This window comes from Streptomyces geranii (assembly GCF_002954775.1).
Taxonomy (GTDB): Bacteria; Actinomycetota; Actinomycetes; order Streptomycetales; family Streptomycetaceae; genus Streptomyces; species Streptomyces geranii.
In genome coordinates this window covers 111452-130985 of sequence record NZ_PJME01000005.1, presented here as the reverse complement: position 1 = coordinate 130985, position 19534 = coordinate 111452, and the positions used below count along the sequence as shown (strand labels likewise).

Annotated in this window: 15 protein-coding genes; 13 read left to right on the top strand and 2 right to left on the bottom strand. The window is 71.0% G+C overall.

Annotated elements, in window-relative coordinates; translation table 11 throughout:
* The first annotated feature begins 8 nt into the window (after nt 1-8).
* From CW359_RS09550 to CW359_RS09510, 9 genes are all read left to right on the top strand, one after another.
* Nucleotides 9-1127 (top strand): ABC transporter ATP-binding protein, encoded by a 1119-nt coding sequence (locus tag CW359_RS09550; protein WP_105969382.1) that lies wholly within the window; start codon nt 9-11, stop codon nt 1125-1127.
* The gene (locus CW359_RS09545; RefSeq protein WP_105969381.1) at nt 1124-1789 is read left to right on the top strand and encodes an ABC transporter permease; all 666 of its coding nucleotides are present in this window, start codon (nt 1124-1126) and stop codon (nt 1787-1789) included. The genes CW359_RS09550 and CW359_RS09545 overlap by 4 nt, the downstream gene beginning before the upstream one ends.
* Nucleotides 1786-2475 carry an ABC transporter permease gene (locus CW359_RS09540; RefSeq protein ID WP_105969380.1) on the top strand — a complete coding sequence of 230 codons (690 nt, stop codon included), beginning with the start codon at nt 1786-1788 and terminating at the stop codon, nt 2473-2475. The genes CW359_RS09545 and CW359_RS09540 overlap by 4 nt, the downstream gene beginning before the upstream one ends.
* A 57-nt stretch (nt 2476-2532) precedes the next feature.
* Nucleotides 2533-3483, top strand: coding sequence for an ABC transporter substrate-binding protein (locus tag CW359_RS09535; RefSeq protein ID WP_232838320.1), 951 nt, complete (start codon nt 2533-2535; stop codon nt 3481-3483).
* A 93-nt stretch (nt 3484-3576) separates the two neighbouring features.
* Nucleotides 3577-4443, top strand: coding sequence for a MurR/RpiR family transcriptional regulator (locus CW359_RS09530; RefSeq protein ID WP_105969379.1), 867 nt, complete (start codon nt 3577-3579; stop codon nt 4441-4443).
* A 67-nt stretch (nt 4444-4510) separates the two neighbouring features.
* A complete protein-coding gene (locus CW359_RS09525) occupies nt 4511-5707 on the top strand; it encodes a cytochrome P450 (protein ID WP_105969378.1) in 1197 nt (398 codons plus the stop codon).
* A gap of 65 nt (nt 5708-5772) precedes the next feature.
* On the top strand, nt 5773-6558 hold the full coding sequence (locus CW359_RS09520; RefSeq protein WP_105969377.1) for a cyclase family protein: 786 nt from the start codon (nt 5773-5775) through the stop codon (nt 6556-6558).
* A complete protein-coding gene (locus CW359_RS09515) occupies nt 6555-8195 on the top strand; it encodes a thiamine pyrophosphate-binding protein (protein WP_105969376.1) in 1641 nt (546 codons plus the stop codon). The genes CW359_RS09520 and CW359_RS09515 overlap by 4 nt, the downstream gene beginning before the upstream one ends.
* Nucleotides 8196-8474: 279 nt before the next feature.
* Nucleotides 8475-12350 carry a glycoside hydrolase family 2 TIM barrel-domain containing protein gene (locus CW359_RS09510; protein WP_105969375.1) on the top strand — a complete coding sequence of 1292 codons (3876 nt, stop codon included), beginning with the start codon at nt 8475-8477 and terminating at the stop codon, nt 12348-12350.
* A 28-nt stretch (nt 12351-12378) separates the two neighbouring features.
* On the opposite strand, the gene CW359_RS09505 is transcribed toward CW359_RS09510, so the two are convergent.
* Nucleotides 12379-13575, bottom strand: a complete 1197-nt coding sequence (locus tag CW359_RS09505; protein WP_198655159.1) for a CdaR family transcriptional regulator — start codon at nt 13573-13575, stop codon at nt 12379-12381.
* A gap of 171 nt (nt 13576-13746) precedes the next feature.
* On the opposite strand from CW359_RS09505, the gene CW359_RS09500 reads away from it, so the two are divergent.
* Genes CW359_RS09500 through CW359_RS09485 form a run of 4 tightly spaced genes read left to right on the top strand, consistent with a single transcriptional unit; the run spans nt 13747 to nt 17539 of the window.
* The gene (locus CW359_RS09500; RefSeq protein WP_105969373.1) at nt 13747-14679 is read left to right on the top strand and encodes a substrate-binding periplasmic protein; all 933 of its coding nucleotides are present in this window, start codon (nt 13747-13749) and stop codon (nt 14677-14679) included.
* Nucleotides 14680-14691: 12 nt separating this feature from the next.
* Nucleotides 14692-15468: an amino acid ABC transporter permease gene (locus CW359_RS09495; protein WP_105969372.1), complete on the top strand. Its 777-nt coding sequence runs from the start codon at nt 14692-14694 to the stop codon at nt 15466-15468.
* Nucleotides 15465-16259, top strand: a complete 795-nt coding sequence (locus CW359_RS09490; protein WP_105969371.1) for an amino acid ABC transporter ATP-binding protein — start codon at nt 15465-15467, stop codon at nt 16257-16259. Before CW359_RS09495 ends, CW359_RS09490 begins: the two co-directional genes overlap by 4 nt.
* Nucleotides 16256-17539, top strand: a complete 1284-nt coding sequence (locus tag CW359_RS09485) for an NAD(P)/FAD-dependent oxidoreductase (RefSeq protein WP_105969370.1) — start codon at nt 16256-16258, stop codon at nt 17537-17539. The genes CW359_RS09490 and CW359_RS09485 overlap by 4 nt, the downstream gene beginning before the upstream one ends.
* A 231-nt stretch (nt 17540-17770) precedes the next feature.
* Here the strand turns inward: CW359_RS09485 and CW359_RS09480 are convergent, their stop codons facing one another.
* Nucleotides 17771-19519, bottom strand: a complete 1749-nt coding sequence (locus CW359_RS09480; RefSeq protein WP_105969369.1) for a SpoIIE family protein phosphatase — start codon at nt 19517-19519, stop codon at nt 17771-17773.
* Nucleotides 19520-19534 lie beyond the last annotated feature (15 nt).

Sequence of the window (19534 nt, the reverse complement as noted above, 5' to 3'; positions counted from 1 at the left end):
GGGCAGCCTTGATCAGATTCGATGCGGTGAGCAAAAATTATCCAAACGGGACGACAGCGGTGGACGAACTGTCGCTGGAGTTGGCCGAGGGTGGCCTCACGGTCCTGGTCGGTCCCTCCGGCTGCGGCAAGACCACCACACTGCGCATGGTCAACCGCATGGTGGAGCCCACGTCCGGGACGGTGAGCCTGCGCGGCCAGGACATCCGGGAGGTGAACGCCCCCGAGCTGCGCCGTGGCATCGGGTACGTGATCCAGCACGCGGGACTCTTCCCGCACCGCACCATTCTCGACAACATCGCCACCGTTCCGTTGCTTCTCGGCTGGAGCCGGAAGAAGGCCCGCGCGCGGGCGGCGGAACTCCTGGAACTGGTGGGGCTGCCGAGCAGCATGGCCAAGCGCTATCCGAACCAGCTCTCCGGGGGTCAGCAGCAGCGCGTCGGGGTGGCCAGAGCGCTCGGCGCCGACCCGCCCGTACTGCTGATGGACGAGCCGTTCAGCGCGGTCGACCCGATCGTCCGGGCGGAACTGCAGGCCGAGTTCATCCGCCTCCAGAAGGAGCTGCACAAGACGATCGTGTTCGTCACCCACGACATCGACGAGGCGATCAAACTCGGCGACAAGATCGCCGTGTTCAGGACCGGCGGCAAGCTGGCCCAGTTCGACACGCCCGAGCGGCTGCTCGCCGACCCCGCCGACGACTTCGTGGCCGACTTCGTGGGACACGACCGGGGCATCCGCAGACTGTCCTTCGTCGACGGGGCCGATGTGCCGCTGCGCGAGGGTCCGGTACTGCCCGCGACCTCGTCCGTGGCGTCCGCGCGGACGGCCGGCGAGCCCTGGGTACTGGTCGTCGACGGCGACCGCCGCCCGCTCGGCTGGGCCGCGGTCGCCGACCTGCCGGACAGCGGCACCCTCGCCGACGCGACCCTGGCACCGCTCGGCCACACCTTCAGCCTCGCCGGCGACTCGGCCCGCGCCGCCCTCGACTCGGCACTCCTGTCGCCCGCCCGGCTCGCGGTGGGCGTTGACGCGGACGGCGCGGTCGTGGGGGTCGCGGACGCCCACGAACTCTCCGGCGGGAGCGCGGACGCGGGCACCGGCGGGGCGGACGGTGCGAAACGATGAGTGACGACGAACCGCTGATCCGGTGGCAGTGGATCGGCGACCACGCCGCCGAGCTGGCCGACTACACCGGAATCCATCTGCGCCTCGGCCTGCTGCCGGTCCTGTTCGGCCTGATCATCTCGATCCCGCTCGGCATCCTGTGCCACCGCTGGCGCTGGCTGTACCCGCCGGTGCTGACCGTGGCCAACATCCTGTACTCGATCCCGTCGCTGGCCCTGTTCATGATCTTCGTGCGCTATACGGGGCTCACCGAACGCACGGTCATGATCCCGCTGACGCTGTACACGCTGTCGGTGCTGGTGCCCAACGTGGTGGACGGGCTGGCCTCGGTTCCTGAACCGGTCCGGCTCGCGGCCACCGCGATGGGCTTCGGCGCCATACGGCGGGTCGTCCAGGTCGAGCTGCCGATCGCCGTACCCGTCGTGATCGCCGGGGTCCGGGTCGCCGCCGTGTCGTCCATCAGCCTGGTGGCGGTGGGACAGCTGATCGGACAGGGCGGACTCGGGTACTACATCACCCGTGGTCTCCAACTCGACTTCCCGACCCCCATCATCACGGCCATCGTGCTGATCATGCTGCTCGCCCTCGCCACCGACGCACTGCTGGTGCTCGCGCAGCGGCTGCTGACCCCGTGGTCCCGGAACAAGGTGAGGGCGTCATGAACGACTTCCTGAACCAGGTCCGGCTCGTGTGGGACTGGCTGACGTCCTCCCAGCAGTGGCACGGCGACGACGGCATCCCGCACCGGCTGATCGAACATCTGACGTACAGCGGTATCTCCCTGTTCTTCGCCGCGCTGATCGGACTCGCCTTCGGGCTGCTCGTCGGGCACACCGGCCGGGGGGCGTTCGCCGTGGCGACCGTGGCGAACCTGGCGCGGGCGATCCCCACCTTCGGTCTGGTGGTTCTCGTCGTCACCCTCGCCGGGCTCAGCACCACCCCCGTACTGATCGCCCTGGTCGCGCTCGCCGTCCCGCCGATCCTCATCAACACCTACGAGGGCGTCCGGGGCGTCGACCCCGACACCAGGGACGCGGCACGCGGGGTCGGGATGACCGAGTGGGAGGTGCTGCTGCGGGTCGAGGTGCCGATGGCGCTGCCGCTGATCCTCCTCGGCCTCAGGATCGCCGCGATCCAGGTCGTGGCCACCGCGACCGTCGCCGCCTACCCCGGGCTCGGCGGACTCGGCCGCTTCATCGTCGACGGGCTCTCCCGCAACGACTACGAACTGGTCATCGGCGGCTCGACCGTCGTCGTCGCACTGGCACTCGTCGTCCAGGTCGCCTTCACCGCGCTCCGGCGCGTCATCGTCTCGCCCGGCCTCCAGGTCGCGGCGTCGAAATCCTGAATTCATTCGTCATGAAGAATTGCCGAGCCCGCGGGCTCCGAGAAAGGAAAAAACCCCATGAGCACCAAGCGAGGCATCTACCGCAGCGCCGCCTTCGGTCTGATCGCCGCACTCTCGCTGACCGCCTGCGGAGGCGGCGGCGACAGTGACAGCAGCAACCCGCTGACCGGTGACAGCGCCGACAGCGGCGGCAACGGCAAATCCATCGTCGTCGGCTCGGCGAACTTCCCCGAGAGCCAGCTGCTCGCCGAGATCTACTCCCAGGCCCTGGAGTCCAAGGGCCTCAAGGTGACCCGGAAGTTCGACATCGGCGCCCGCGAGGTCTACTACGACCAGGTCGTCAAGGGCGGCATCGGAGTCGTCCCCGAGTACAACGGCGCCCTGCTCTCGGTGGCGGTCGACAAGAACAGCACCGCGACCAGCACGGAGCAGGTCAACACCGAACTGAAGGCGAAGCTCCCCTCCTCGGTGGAGATCCTCGACTCGGCCACCGCCGAGGACAAGGACTCGGTGACCGTCACCGCCGAGACCGCCGCCAAGTACAAGCTCAAGACCATCGCCGACCTCAAGCCGGTCGCCAAGGACATGACGATCGGGGCCGGTTCGGAGTTCAAGACCCGCACACAGGGCGGCGTCGGCCTGAAGTCGGTCTACGGCGTCGAGTTCGGCAAGTTCCAGCCGCTGGACGCGGGCGCCCAGACCACCCTGGTGAAGCTGCTCAAGGACGACGAGGTACAGGCCGCGAACCTGTACACCACCGACCCGGCGATCGTCGAGGACAAGCTGGTCGTCCTGGAGGACCCGAAGAACCTCTTCTCCTCGCAGAACGTCACGCCCCTGGTCTACAAGTCGGCGGTCGACGACACGGCCAAGGCGGCGCTCAACAGCGTCTCCGCCAAGCTGACCACCGAGGACCTGCTGGAGATGATGAAGAAGCTCGTCAACGACAAGGAGGACTCCAGCACGGTCGCCAAGGACTGGCTGACGAGCGCCGGTCTCGTGAGCTGACCCGGCTGCGCTGTGGCAATATCGTCCGCCCTCTCCCCGGCCCGGCCCACCGGGCGGGGGAGAGGGTCCCGAACACGACCGGCTGGGGAGCAGATGAGCGACGGCGTCGGCACCGACACGGCCGAGGCGGCCGGTTCCTCCGCACGGCTGCACCGGCTCTTCGAGGGACGTCGACTCACCCCGACGCAACGCCGTATCGCGCACTGTCTGGTGAGGCAGGCGGCGGACGTGCCCTTCCTGTCGAGCGTGGAACTGGCCCAACTGGCGGGCGTCAGCCAGCCGTCGGTGACCCGCTTCGCGGTCGCCCTCGGCTTCGACGGCTACCCGGCACTGCGCAGACACCTCCGGGACGTGGCCCCCACCGGCACGGACACGCCTGAGCGGTCCGACAACCCGTACCAGCAGGCCGTACAGGCCGAGATCGACAACCTGCGGCAACTGGCTTCCCTGCTCGCGGACCCCGGCCCCGTGGAACGCGCGGGACGGCTCCTCGCCGCGTCCCGCCCGCTGCCGGTGCTCGGCCTGCGCGCCTCCGCCGCCCAGGCCCGGGGCTTCGCCTACTTCACGGCCAAGGTCCACCCCGACGTACGGCTGCTCGACGAGGGCGGCTCCCTGCTCGCCGACCGGATAGACGCCGCCCGCAAGGCCGGTGCGAGCGCCCTCCTGTGCTTCGCGCTGCCGCGCCATCCGCGCGAACTCCTCGACGCCCTCGACCACGCCCGGGACGCGGGGCTGACGGTGGTGACGATCGCCGACGGTACGTTCGCCCCGGTCGCCGCCCACAGCGATGTGCTGCTTCCGGCCGCCGTGGGCACCGGTCTGGTCTTCGACACCGTGAGCGCCCCGATGCTCCTCGGTCAGGTGCTCCTGGAGGCCATGTGCGACGCACTGCCGGACGCGCAGGCCCACTTGGAGGAGTTCGACGCCCGGGCCGCCGCGCGAGGACTGTTCGTCGAGTGAACGGCTCATCTCCAGGGGTGAAGGAATCATGCCCAAGTACCAGCCACCGAGAGGCAGTTCGCCCCCGATGACAGCCCACCTCGTCGACTCCAGCCCGCTCGGCGCCGGGACCACCCTCGCCGAACTCGCCGACGACCCGCACGCCCGCCTCGCCCTGCTCCGCGCCCACGAACCGGTCTCCTGGCTACCGGAGTTGGGCGGCTGGCTGGTCACCCGGCGCGATCTCGCACTGACCGTGATGCGGGACTCCGGGACGTTCACCGTCGACGACCCGCGCTTCTCCACCGCCCAGGTCGTCGGCCCCAGCATGCTCTCCCTCGACGGCGACGAACACGCCCGCCACCGCGAGCCGTTCAACGCACCCTTCCGCCCGCGCGAGGTCCGGGAGGGCTTCACCGCCTGCATCGAGCGCGAGACCGACCGGCTCATCACCGCCCTCCCGCCGACCGGCGCCGCCGAACTCCGGCGTGCCTTCGCCGGACCCCTCGCGGTCGCCGTCGTGACCGAGGCGCTCGGCCTCACCGGCACCACCGCCGACACCGTCCTCACCTGGTACGACGCCATCGTGCAGTCGGTCTCCGACATCACCGCCGGTCACGCGGCGAGCCCCGCCGGTACCGCGGCCTACGCCCAACTGCGGGCCGCCGTCGAGGCCACCGTCGCCGACCGGGACACCGCCTCCCTGCTCCTGACCGCCGCCGGACGCCTGACCGTGCCCGAGGTCGCCTCCAACGCCGCCGTGCTGATGTTCGGCGGCATCGAGACCACCGAGGCGATGATCACCAACGCCCTGCTGCACCTGTTCCGGAACCCCGACCAACTCGCCCTCGTCCGGGCCGACTTCGGCCTCCTCGACGGCGCGATCGAGGAGTCGCTGCGCCTCGAACCCGGCGCCGCGGTCGTCGACCGCTACGCCACCCGCGACACCGAACTCGGTCCGGCCACCATCCGCCGGGGAGACCTGGTCACCGTCTCCCTCACCGGCGCCAACCGCGACCCGGCCGTCTTCCCCGACCCCGACCACTTCGACGTGCGCCGCGAGAACGCCCGCCTCCAACTGGCCTTCGCCCACGGCCCGCACTACTGCCTCGCCGCACATCTGGCCCGGCTGGAGACCCGGATCGCCCTCCACCGCCTCCTCGAACGCCTGCCGGGCCTGCGCCTCGACCCGGAACACCCCAGCACCCCGCAGGGCCTGGTCTTCCGCAAGCCCGCCACCCTGAACGTCCTCTGGGACGCGCCCGCCCGACACCCCGCCTCCTGACACCCCGTCGGACACCGCGCCTGGCTGGGATGCTGAGGGCTCCAGCAGCGTCCCAGGAGGCCTCCATGTCCCAGCCGTCCGTCCTCGCTTCGTTGGTGTCGGGTCTGCGCGGCGGGTCGATCCAAGTCGTCGACCTCACCTCGCCGTTGTCGTCGTCCACCCCCGTGCTGCAACTGCCGCCCGAGTTCGGCCAGACCGCCGTGTTCGAGCTGGAGGAGATCAGCCGGTACGACGACCGGGGACCGGCCTGGTACTGGAACAACTTCCGCAGCGGCGAGCACACCGGCACCCACTTCGACGCCCCGAACCACTGGGTCACCGGCAAGGACCTCGCCGACGTGGCCTCGGTCCCGGCGGGCCGCCTCGTCGCACCGGCGGCGGTACTGGACTTCACCGCCGAGGCGGCCGAGGACCCGGACTTCCTGGTCGAGGTCGACCACGTGCAGGCGTGGGAGGCGGAACACGGCCAACTCCCCGACGGGGGCTGGCTGTTGCTCCGTACGGGCTGGGACGCCCGCGCACACGCCCAGGAACCCTTCCTCAACGCGGACGAGAACGGCCCGCACACCCCGGGCCTGTCCGTGGAGTGCGCCCGCTGGGTGGCCGAGGAGTCGCCGGTGATCGGCCTCGGCGTCGAGACGGTCGGCACCGACGCCGGAGGCGCGCACTCCTTCGACCCGGCGTTCCCCTGCCACTCGTATCTGATGGGCAGCGACAAGTACGGCCTGACCCAGCTGCGGAACCTGGCCGAACTGCCGCCGACCGGCGCGGTCGTCGTCGCCGGCCCGCTGCCCATCGTCAGCGGGTCCGGGGCCCCGGCACGCGTGCTCGCCCTGGTGGAGCGGTCATGAAGGTCGCGGAGGCCGTCGGCAGGGCGCTGGCCGCGTCCGGGGTGGACCGGGTCTTCGGCGTCGTGGGCTCGGGCAACTTCCATGTCACCAACGCGCTGGTGGCGGCGGGCGCACGCTTCGTCGCCGCACGGCACGAGGGCGGCGCGGCGACGATGGCCGACGCGTACGCGCGGACGAGCGGCACGGTGGCGGTGCTGAGCGTGCACCAGGGCCCCGGTCTGACGAACGCCGTCACCGGCATCGCCGAGGCCGCCAAGAGCCGTACCCCGCTGGTCGTGCTGGCGGCCGAGGTCACCGAGCCGAGGTCCAACTTCTACGTCGACCAGGACGCCCTCGCCCGGGCGGTGGGCGCCGTCACCGCTCGGGTCACCTCGGCCGAGGACGCCGTGGAGGTGGCCTGCGCCGCCGTCCGACGCGCCGTCCACGAACGACGTACCGTCCTCCTCAACCTCCCGCTCCACGTACAGACCTTGGACGTCCCGGACGGAGCCCTGGCCCAGGTCGTACCACCGTCCGCACGGCAGCCGGTCGAGCCGTCGGAGGCCGACGTGACGGCACTGGCCGGACTCCTCGGGCACGCCCGGCGCCCGGTCTTCGTCGCCGGCCGAGGCGCCCGCGGCCCCGGCGCCCGCGACGCCCTCCTGGACCTCGCCGAACGGCACGGCGCGCTCCTCGCCACCTCGGCCGTCGCACGCGGCCTCTTCCACGGCAGTCCCTGGACGCTCGACGTCTCCGGCGGCTTCGCCTCGCCCCTCGCCGCCGAACTGATCCGGGGCGCCGACCTGATCGTCGGCTGGGGCTGCGCCCTCAACATGTGGACCATGCGGCACGGCGCCCTCATCGGGCCCGGGGCGACGGTCGTCCAGGTCGACGACGAGACGGCGGCGCTCGGCGCCCACCGGGAGGTCTGGCTCGGCGTCACCGGCGACGTGGCACTGACGGCGCGGCTCGCTCTCGACGCGCGCGGCGACCGACGGCAGGGCTACCGCACGGCCGAGGTCCGCGAGGCGATCGCCGCCCGGGTGCGGCTGCGCGATGTGCCGTACGAGGACACGGGCACCCGGGAGCGGATCGACCCGCGCACGCTCAGCATCGCCCTCGACGACCTCCTCCCCGCCGAGCGGGTCGTCGGCGTCGACTCGGGCAACTTCATGGGGTACCCGAGCGCGTATCTGTCGGTGCCGGACGAGCACGGCTTCTGCTTCACGCAGGCGTTCCAGTCGATCGGTCTGGGGCTGGCGACCACGATCGGCGCTGCCCTCGCCCGCCCGGACCGGCTGCCGGTGGCCGCGCTCGGGGACGGGGGCGCGCTGATGGGCGCCGCCGAACTCGACACGGTACGGCGGCTCGGGCTGCCCATGGTGGTCGTGGTCTACAACGACGACGGCTACGGAGCCGAGGTCCACCACTTCGGGCCCGACGGGCACCCGCTCGACACGGTCACCTTCCCGCCGACGGACATCGCCGCCGTGGCCCGGGGGTACGGCTTCGAGGCGGTCACCGTGCGCGTGCCGGGCGACCTGAAGGCCGTGGCCGACTGGGTGGCGGGACCACGATCCGCGCCGCTGCTCATCGACGCCAAGGTGGTCAGGGACCACGGCTCGTGGTGGCTGGAGGAGGCGTTCCGGGGCCACTGAGCGCGGGATGAGTCATCAGGATCCAACAGAGTCCGACAAGATTATTGCTTCGGCTGTGTTCGAAGTCCTAGGGTGAGCCTGGCTCGGCAGCTCCCACTGTCACCAGCAGTTGTGTGCTGACCCAATATCAACTCCCGCACCGCCCAGGTGGGTTGAGCCGCCACCGAAGACCACAGCGCTGCCGGATTCCGGGTCGGTTTGTCAACAGTACCGAACACAATCTGACACACCCTCAGTCCGTGCAGCGCCCTGTCTGTCGTACCGAGGAAGGCCACGGTCATGCCGCACCCCCACGAGTTCGCCGTCAGCCGCCGCCGTCTTCTGGAGGGAGGGGCCGCCGTCCTGGGCGCGCTCGCCCTGTCCGGAGCGGCCACCGCCCAACAGGCCGTCGCAGCGGGCGCGTTGGACGCGTCGGACGCCACCCCCGAGTGGAACGGCCACATCGACGTCTTCCGGCTCGGCACCGAGCCCGCGCACACCACGCTGATGCCGTACGCGAACGTCGCCCAGGCCCTGGCCGCCGACCGCACCCGATCCCCGTACCGGCTGAACCTCGACGGGACCTGGAAGTTCGCGTACGTCGACCGCCCCGACGACCGGGACGTCGACTTCCACCGTACCGACGTGGACGACAGCACCTGGTCCACCATCCCCGTGCCCTCCGCCTGGCAACTGCACGGCTACGACAGCCCGATCTACATCAACAGCGACTACCCCTGGTGGGGCGCCAACGGCCGGGGCGAGGAGGCTCAGCCGCCGGTCGCGCCGACCGTCCACAACCCCGTCGGCCAGTACCGGCGCACCTTCACGATCCCGCGCGACTGGTCCGGACGGCGGACGTTCCTGCACTTCGAGGGCGTCAAGTCGGCCCACTACGTATGGATCAACGGGGAGTTGGTCGGCTACCACGAGGACTCCTACGACCCCTCCGAGTACGACATCACCCCGTACCTGAAGCGCGGCACCAACCAGATAGCCGTCGAGGTCTACCGCTACTCCGACGGCGACTGGCTGGAGGACCAGGACATGATCCGGCTGAGCGGCATCTTCCGCTCGGTCTACCTCTACTCGACGCCCGCAGTGCGCCTGCGCGACTTCCGGCTCGACACCCCGCTCAGCGACGACTACACGGCGGCCGAACTGTCGGTCACCGCGAACGTCCGGGACTACGGCGGCAAGGGAGCTGGCCAGTACTCCGTCGAGACCCAGCTGTACGACGCGGGCGGGCACCCGGTGTGGTCGCGTCCGCTCCAGCAGACGGTCGCGCTCGGCGCCGGTGAGGAGAAGTCCGTACAGGCTGCCAAGGCGGTACCCGCGCCGCGCCTGTGGTCGGCCGAACACCCCAATCTCTACACGGCTGTTCTGCGTCTGCGTGACCCGTCGGGCAAGGTGATCGAGACCCTCTCCCACCGGGTCGGGCTGCGCGAGTTCGCCCTCAAGGACGGGCTGATGCGCATCAACGGTCAGCCGGTCTCCCTCCGGGGCACCAACCGGCACGAGATGCACCCCGTCCACGGCTCTGCGCTGACCCGCGCGGACATGGTCGAGGACATCGGCATCATCAAGCGGCTGAACATCAACACCGTCCGCACCTCGCACTACCCCAACAACCCGCTGTGGCTGGAGCTTTCGGACGAGTACGGCCTGTACCTCGTCGACGAGACCAACCTCGAAACCCACGGCGTCCGGGGCGAGTACCCCGGCAACCACGCCGAGTGGACCACCGCGTGCGTGGCCCGCGCCCAGAACATGGTCCACCGGGACAAGAACCACGCCTCGGTCGTCATCTGGTCGCTCGGCAACGAGGCGGGCGGCGGCACCACCTTCAACGCCATGTACGACTGGATCCACTCCTACGACACCACCCGCGTCATCCAGTACGAGGGCGACGACCGCCCCGGGATCAGCGACATCCGCTCCGAGATGTACGACAGCCCGGCGCGCGTCGAGCAGCGCGCCAAGGACACCAACGACACCCGGCCGTACGTGATGATCGAGTACTCGCACGGCATGGGGAACTCCAACGGCAACTTCAAGAAGTACTGGGACCTCGTCCGCCGTTACCCCGTCCTCCAGGGCGGCTGGATCTGGGACTTCGTCGACCAGGCCCTCGCCTGGCCCACCCCGACCCGCAAACTGCTCACCGAGTCCGGCCCCGCCGCGCTCCGGGGCGAGGCCGTCGCCGGTGGCGGCACCTTCAGCCGCGAACAGGGCGTCTCCGGTGGCACCGTGTTCGCCCGCGACACGAGCCTCGACCTCACCGGCTCCCTGACGCTGGAGGCGTGGGTCACCCCGCACTTCCTCGGCTACCACCAGCCCGTCATCGCCAAGGGCGACACGCAGTACGCCCTCAAGCAGTCGGACCGGGGCCTGGAGTTCTTCATCTACGGCGGCGGCCAGTGGATCAGCGCCTACTGGTCCCTGCCCGACGACTGGACCGGCAAGGAACACCACATCGCCGGTGTCTTCGACGCGACGACGGGCACCCTGACCCTCTACGCCGACGGCGTGGCCCGGGCGACGAGAACCACCACCCGGCGGCCCGACATCAACACCGCGCCCCTCGCCCTGGCCACCGATGTCGACAACCCCACCCGCGAGTTCAGCGGCACCATCCGCCGGGCCCGCGTCTACGCCCGCGCCCTGAGCGCCGCCGAGTTGGCCTCCGACAGCCGGGGTCCCGGCGACGAAGGCGTGCGGTTCTGGTTCGACGCGGCGACCGTCGGAGTCGCCGAGAAGCGGCCCCGCGAGAAGACGTTCTACGCGTACGGCGGTGACTGGGGCGACAACCCGAACGACGGCGCCTTCTCCGGGGACGGCATCGTCACCGCCGACCGCGGGCTCACCGGCAAGTCGGCCGAGGTCAAGCGCATCTACCAGGCCGTGCAAGCGACTTCGGGGTCGGTGCCGGGTGCCGTCACCCTCACCAACGAGTACCTCTTCACCAACCTCCGCGAATTCGACGGGCGTTGGGAGCTGGTGCGGGACGGCGAGGTCGTGCAGCGCGGCAAGTTGAGCCGCGGTCAGCTGGACGTGCCGCCACTGTCCGCGAAGGCCATCACCGTGCCGCTGACCCTGCCGAGCAAGCCGGCAGCGGGCGCCGAGTACTTCCTCCAACTGTCCTTCCACACACGGGAATCCACCAAGTGGGCCAAGTCCGGCTTCGAAGTGGCCCGGCAGCAACTCCCCATAGACGCCGGTAGCCCCGCCGTCACCCCGAAGCCGCTGGACAGCGTCCCGGCGCTCAGCCACCAGGACGGCGACACGTCGGTCACCGTCAAGGGCAAGGCGTTCTCCGTCACCGTCGACAAGAAGACCGGCGCCATCACCTCCTACAAGGCGGGCGGCACCCAGCTGATCGCCGCCGGGCCCGTCCCCAACTTCTGGCGGGCGCCCACCGACAACGACCGGGGCAACGGCCAGCACACCCGCAACCAGACCTGGCGCGACGCGGGCACCCGGCGCACGGTCACCGGTGTCACCGTGCGCGCCCTGCGGGACCGGGCCGTCGAGATCAAGGTCGCAGGCACCCTGCCCACGACGACGGCCTCGACGTACACCACCACCTACACCGTCTTCGGCAACGGCGAGATCAAGGTCGACAACACCCTGCATCCCGGGGCGAGTTCACTGCCGTACATCCCGGAGGTGGGCACGCTGCTGCTCCTGCCCGGCCGGCTCGACCGGCTGCACTACTACGGGCGCGGCCCCGAGGAGAACCACTGGGACCGCAACAACGCCACCGACGTGGGCCTGTACTCCGGGACCGTCGACGGGCAGTGGAGCGGTTATCTGCGTCCGCAGGAGAACGGCAACAAGACCGACGTCCGCTGGATCGCCCTGACGGACCGCAAGGGCACCGGCCTGCTGGTCTCCGCCGAACCCCTCCTGGAGGTCAACGCCTCGCACTTCACCCCCGAGGACCTGTCGGTCGGGGCCCGGCACGACTACCAGCTCACCCCGCGTGAGGAGGTCGTCCTGCGGCTGAACCACCGGCAGATGGGCGTCGGCGGCGACAACAGCTGGGGTGCGCACACCCACGACGAGTTCAAGCTGTTCGCCAACCGCGACTACGCGTACAGCTACCGGCTGCGCCCGCTGACGGACGTCGACGAGGCGACGGCTGCCTCGCGGCGGCCCACCGCGACGGAGTAGCCGGGCAGTTGCTTCGGGCGCGGGGACGTCACCCTTCCTCGGGGGTGGCGCCCTCGCCCAACTCGTCGGTCAAGCAGGCGAGATACAGGGCCATGGTGGTCCGGTGCTCGCGCAGCGGGCGGCCGGTCAGCTGCTCGATCTTGTTCATGCGGTAGACGACGGTGTTGCGGTGGATGTGCAGGGCGGCGGACGTCCGGACCAGGTTGAAGCCGCTCTCGCACCACGCGGTGATCGTGTCGCGCAGCACCGGCCAGTCCGGCTGGGCCCGCAGGTTCGCGGCCGTCAGGTCCACCAGACGCCGCCGGGCGGGCTGGTTCACCGCCGCCAGGACCTGGTGGACGCGCAGGTCGGCGATCAGATGCACCCGGGGGCCGCCGGTCACCCGGGGGCCGAGGCGCAGCGCGTCGCGGGCGTCCTGCCAGGAGTCGCGCAGTCCCGCGACGGAGACGGCCGGTTCGCCGATGCCCACGCGCGCGGTGAGACCGTCCTGCGCCGTGACGACATCGGTCAGGCGCCGGCAGTCCGCGACCAGGGAGGCCACCTCGGCCCGGGCGGGCAGGCGGCGCAGGACACCGACCCAGCCGGGGGCGGTCGAGGCCACGATGTCCTGCGGATCGGCGAAGACCTCACGGACCGTACGCAGCAGCTCCGAGCGGACCAGGGCCATGTCCCGGGTGGGCGCTCCCTGCCGTCGGGCGCCCGCGTCGGGCACGCTCACCTCGATCGCCACCGCGACCCGCTGCAACCGCAGGTCGAAGCCCAGTTCGGCGGCCCGGAAGACGAGGAAGTCGCCCTCCACGACCTGGGGGTCGTACGCGGCGATGTCGGCCAGCAGGGTCTCCGCCGCGCGCTCGGCGAGCAGCCGGGAGCGCAGCATCACGGACTCGCGGAGCAGGATCTCCGTCTGGCGCTTCACCAGCAGGCCGAACCGGCGCACCTGGGCAGGGGTTCCGGTGATGCCGACCGTGCCCACCGCCTGCCCGCCCGTGACCAGCGGCAAGGTGACCCCGGGGCGGACTCCGCGCAGCTGGTGGGCCTGCGAGGCGTTGTGCGTGGCGGACTCCTGGGTGCGGATCACCTCGACCGAGGCCTCGTGGAAGGTGCCGACCCGGCTGCTGTCGCCGCTGCCGATGACCATGCCGTCCGCGTCGGTGATCAGCACGTTGAAGCCGATGACGGCGGAGGTGTCCCCGGCGATCTCCTGCGCGAGTGACGGGCTCAGCACGCGTGTTCCTCCGGTCCTCATCCCCTCGGCGACTGGACGCAACGTACAGGAGATCGATCGAATTCGGCCATAACCTCGTACGGAGTGACCGGTGACGCACGGTGTCCGGGTGCCTAGCGTATGGGCCTCATCACCTCCCTGCCGGGGGCACAGCGCGGAAGGCTCACGCCCATGACCCGTATACGCCCACTCGCCGCCGCCCTGTCGGCCGCACTCCTGATGCTGACGGCCACAGCCTGCGGTTCAGGCGACGACGACGCCCCGACGAACGTGTCCGCGAAGACCGCCGCGCTGGGCACACTCACGCCCGGTGTCATCAAGGTGGCCGTCCAGCCCTACGCCCCCTACACCACCGTCCAGGGCGACAGGATCGTCGGCCTGGACGGCGACATCCTCACCTACGTGGCCGAAAAGCTCGGTCTGGAGATCAAGCCCCAGGTGACCGACTTCGCCGGCATGCTCGCCGGAGTGCAGTCCCGGCGCGTCGACATCACCATCGGTGGCGTCGCCTGGTCCGCCGAACGGCAGAAGCAGGGGCTGTTCACCGACCCGCCCTACTACTCGCCCCCGGCGATGGCCGTCCGCAACGGCAAGACGTACAAGACGGTCGACGACCTCAAGGGCCTCCAGCTCGGCACCGTCGAGGGCTATGTGTGGGTCAAGTCGATCCAGTCCGTGCCCGACGCCAAGCTGCACGCCTACCCCGACGCCAACGGCGTCTTCGACGACCTCGGCGCGGGCCGGGTCGACGTCGGCTTCCTCGACCCGCTGATCATCATCGCGGCGCAGAAGGAACGCCCGGAACTGAAGATCAGCACGCAGTACCTGACCCCGCCGACCGCTGCCGAGGTCAAGGCGAAGCCCGACTACCAGTACTTCCAGCCCTACCAGACCGGCTTCTACCTGCCCAAGAAGGCCACCAAGCTGGAACAGGCGATCTCCGCGCAGATCGACGCCATGTACACCAACGGCGAGCTGGCGAAACTCGTCAAGAAGTACGGCGGCGACCCCGAGCAGTTCCTCAGGCCCGCCGCCGACGTCGCCACCGCCCGCCGGGGCGTCGACCGGCCCCAGGACTGGACCCCGCCGTCCATCGCACAGTGAGGGGCCGCTGACATGACCGACCTCGCCGCCGCCTTCGAAGTCCCCTGGTCCGACTACCGGTCCGACCTCCTCGACGCCCTCTGGCGCACCCTCTCCTACACGGCCGTGAGCTTCCTCGGCGCGGTACTGCTCGGTCTGGCGGTGGCACTGCTGCGGCTGAGCAGGGCCTGGCCCGCACGTGCCGTCGCCGCCGTCTACACCGAGCTGTTCAAGAACATCCCGCTGCTGGCCATCATCTTCCTCAGCTACTTCGGCCTCGCCTCGGCGGGCATCCGGCTGGACGTCTTCACCGCCGGCTGTCTGAGTCTGGTCGTCTTCTACGCCGCCTACCTCTCCGAGATCTTCCGCTCGGCGATCAGCGGCGTGCACACCGGCCAGACCGAGGCGGGACAGGCGCTCGGCCTCGGCCGGGCGGGCATCTTCGGCCAGATCATCCTGCCGCAGGCGGTACGGCAGGCGCTGCCCGGCACCAACACCATGCTGGTCGACCTGCTGAAGTCCACCTCGCTGCTCGTCACCGTCTCGGCGGCCGAGCTGATGTCCGAAGGGCGCCTCATCACGTCCTCCACCTTCCGGGCGCTGGAGGTGTACCTGGTCATCTCCGCCATCTACTTCGCCCTCTGCTACCCCCTCTCCCAACTGCTCCTTCTCCTGGAACGGAAGGTGCGAGCGGGCGTCCCCCTCTCCCCGTGGCGCCGCCGACGCCTGCGGGCGGCGCGTGCGCTGCTCGCCCAGGACACCGCTCCGGACCGGGCCTCGGCCGCCGACGTGAAGGCAGGTGCCGTATGACCGAGTCACTGGCAACGGCGCGCAGCACACCGCGGGCGCTCCCGGAAGCAGTCGTACGGATCGAGGGGCTGCGCAAGTCCTTCGACGGGCGGCTCGTCCTCGACGACGTCCACCTCACCATCGGCCGGGGGCGCATCGTCAGTGTCATCGGCCAGAGCGGCGGCGGGAAGACGACCCTGATGCGCTGCGTCAACCTGCTCGAACAGCCGGAGCACGGCACGATCGAGGTCGCCGGAGAAGTCGTCCACCAGGACGGCCGTACGGTCTGCCGCGACCTGCCACGGCTGCGTCGTACGGTCGGCATGGTCTTCCAGCGGTTCAACCTGTTCCCGCACCTCACGGCGGTGGAGAACGTGGTCCTGGCCCAACGCCGGGCGGGAGTCGGGGAGTCGGAGGCGCTGGAACGCGCGGTCGCGCTCCTGCGCCGGGTCGGCGTCGCCCACCGGGCCCTCGCGCTGCCCGACCAGCTCTCCGGCGGTGAGCAGCAACGCGTGGCGATAGCAAGGGCGTTGGCCCTCAAACCCGAACTGCTGCTCTTCGACGAGCCCACGTCCTCCCTGGACCCGGAGGCCACCCGGGAGGTACTGAGCGTGATGCGGGAACTCGCCGCGGACGGAATGACGATGATGCTGGTCACCCATGAACTCCCCTTCGCCCGCGAGGTGTCCGACCACGTCGTCTTCGTGGACGGCGGCCGGATAGTGGAGGAGGGCATCCCGGAGGACGTACTCGGCGCACCCGCGCAACCCCGCACCCGGGAGTTCCTCGCGTCGTACGGCTCCCCCTCATGACCGGCGGTGTGCCGGACGACAGTCCGGTGGCCGTGGTGGGCGGCGGTGTGGTGGGGCTGTGCACGGCGTACTACCTGGCCGCGGCGGGACTCCCGGTCGTCGTGATCGAGCGGCGCGGCCTCGGCTCGGGCGTCTCGCGAGGGAACGCGGGCTGGGTCTGCCTCAGCCACTCGACGCCGGTGCCGTCCCCCGGCGTACTGCGCTACGCGCTGCACTCACTGGGCCGCCCCGACTCACCGCTCTATCTACGGCCCCTGCCAGACCCGGCGTTCGCGCGGTGGCTGTGGCGGTTCTGGCGAAGCAGCACTCCGGCGGCCTTCCGGCGCGGCTACGCGGCGATGGCCGAGCTGAACCGGCCCACCTTCGACCTCTTCGACGGGCTGCGCGAGGCGGGCGTGGACACGACGCTGACCCGGCCCGGCATGGTGCACGCGTTCCTGTCCGAGTCCGAGGCCCGACACCACCTCGCGGTCCAGCGGGAGATGGCGGACGGCCACTACCCGATGCCGTCCGACGTCACCACGGGCGCCGAGGCGCATCTGCTGGACGGGGCGCTGTCGCCCCGGGTGCGTGCGGCGTATCTGGTGGAGGGGGAGGGGGTGGTGGACCCGGAGGCGTTCGCGCGGGCCCTCGGGGAGGCGCTCGGCGCGGCCGGGGTGAAGGTCCACGAGAACGCGGAGGTGACTGGCTTCAGGACCGAGGGAGGAAAGGTCACCGCCCTGCGCACCGACCAGGGTGACATCCCCTGCTCGACGGTCGTCATCGCGGCGGGCATGCGCTCACCCGACCTGCTGCGCGGCCTGGGACACCGGCTGCCGCTCCAGGCGGGCAAGGGCTACAGCTTCTCGGTCGACCTGGACCCGGCGCCTCGGCACACCCTGTACTTCGGCGAACGCAGGGCCGTCGCCTCACCGATCGGCGGCACCACGCGGATCGGCGGCACGATGGAACTGAGCGGCAACAACAACCGGCTCGACTGGCGCAGGATCGTCGCCGTGGCCCTGGCGAGCAGGCACTACCTGGGCAACTGGTTCGACGACCCGGACGACCTGGTGAGCCTGATCCGCGAACCGTGGGTGGGCGGACGCCCGTTCCTCCCGGACGGCCTCCCGGTGATAGACCGCCTCCCCGGCTACGCCAACGCGTACGCGGCCACCGGCCACGGCATGCTGGGCGTCACTCTGGGCCCGGCCACCGGCCACCGGCTGGCGGAGTACATCAGGACGGGGACTCGACCGGAGGCTTTGGCACCGTTCGGCTTCGACCGGCTTCGCCGCTGAGCGGGGTGGGGGAGTGGTGTGCTTCCGCTGACCGTTTCGCCGCTGAACCCGACGGGACACCTCGCACGGTCCCGTCGGGGACGTGGCGGCCCTGCCCGTACCGTCGGCGGCCGGGTCTGTCCTGCACGGGCCGGGTTCCGGGCCGTCCCGGGCCCGGCGGCGGCGACGCACACTCCCGCCGATCCCTGACTCCCGACCCGGCCCCCTGACGCCCGGCGCCCCGCCCGCCCCTCACGCCGGGCGTGAGCGTGCCGCCAGTACCGCGATGTCGTCCTCGGCCGGGGCGTCCGCGAGTTGAGCCAGTACGTCGTCCAGGATGACGTCCAGCGACGCGCGCGGCGACAGTCGTAGTTGGGTCAGGCGGTGCAAGGAGACATCGATGTCCTCGCCTCGGCGCTCCACCAGACCGTCCGTGTAGAGCAGCAGTACTCCGTCCGGGACCGACGGTTTGGTGAGCGTCGTGTAGGTGCCGAAGCCGGTGCCCAGGGGCGGGCCCGCAGGGACCTCCACGAGGGCCACCGTGCCGTCGGGGGAGAGGAAGGCCGGTGGGAGGTGGCCGGCGTTCGCGTACGACACCGTGCGGCGGGCGGGGTCCTCCAGGGCCAGCAGGCAGGTGGCGACCCGGTCGAAGCCGGAGTCGGCTACCGTCCGGTCCGCGTGCGCCAGGAGCAGGTGCGGGGGCAGGCCCGCCATGGCCAGGGCACGCAGCGCCGAGCGGTAGTGGCTCATCGCCACGGCCGCTTCCACCCCGTGGCCCATCACATCCCCGATGACCAGCAGGTTCCGGCCGTCGGGCAGTGCCAGCCGGTCGAACCAGTCGCCTCCGATGAGGGCCACGTCGTCGGCGGGCAGATAGCGGAACGCCGTCCGTGCGTGCGGGTCGGGCGGTGCGGTCGTCTCGGTCAGCAGGGCGTGCTGCAGCTCCAGGGCCATGCTGTGCTCACGGGTGTGCAGGGCGGCGCGCTCCAGGGCACGGGCGGCCCGGTGCGCGACCTCCTGTGCCACCGACACGTCGTCCACCGTGAAGCCGGGGGAGTCGAACGCCCGCACGAGCGACAGCGTGCCCAGCGGGCGCCGGTTGGCGATCAGCGGCAGGACGAGGACCGAGTGGACGCCGACGTCCTGGTAGGAGCCGGCCCGCCGCTGCGCCGACCCCGGACCGGGCTCCCACTGCTGCTCCGCGATGCCGTTGCTCAGCCAGGGCAGACCGGCGTCCAGACAGGCGCGGATGTCCGTGCCCGGCGGATAGTCCAGGGTGTCGCCGAGCCCGGCGAGGGCCAGCACCGCGTCCTTGACGCCGGGCACCGCCGCCAGGGCCGCCCGGCGCAGCCGCAGCACGCCCGGGGGCGGCCGGTGCGGACCGGCCTTGACGTCGAGGTTCAGCTCGACCCCGGCCGCGTCCGCGAGGTCCGGCACCATGAACTGGGCCAGCTCGGCGCAGGTCGCCTGCATGTCGGACGTGGTGCCGATGCGCGCGGTGGCGGTGTCCAGCAGGGTCATCCGGCGGTGCGCGCGCTCCAGCTCGTCCACGTGCTGTTGCGGGGCGCTGATCTCCAGGAAGATCCCGGCGAGCCCGAGCACCCGGCCCCGCTCGTCCTGCAGTCGGTGATAGGTGGCATGCCAGGCCCGGCGGGTGAAGGGCTGGTCGGCACGGGTGTGCCCGGTGCCCACGAGATCACGGGGCTGCCCGTCGTACAGCACCTGCCGCAGCACGCTCTCGGGCCGGTCGACCTCCGGTGAGGCCTCCGCGAGGGTCCGCCCGAGGAGTTCCTCCTCCGACAGTCCGCTGATCCGGACCATGTGCGGGTTGACGTACAGAAAGCGCAGCTCGGTGTCGAGGACGACCACCCCGGCGGCCGTGCCCTCGACGAGCCGGTGCAGCAGCCCGTACTCCTCGACCAGCCGCGGATGGCTCTCGGCGGCCGGTCCGGCGAGCAGCGCCTCGACGTCGCCGAAGAGCAGCGGCCGGAAGGGGTCCATGGCCACCGCACCTCT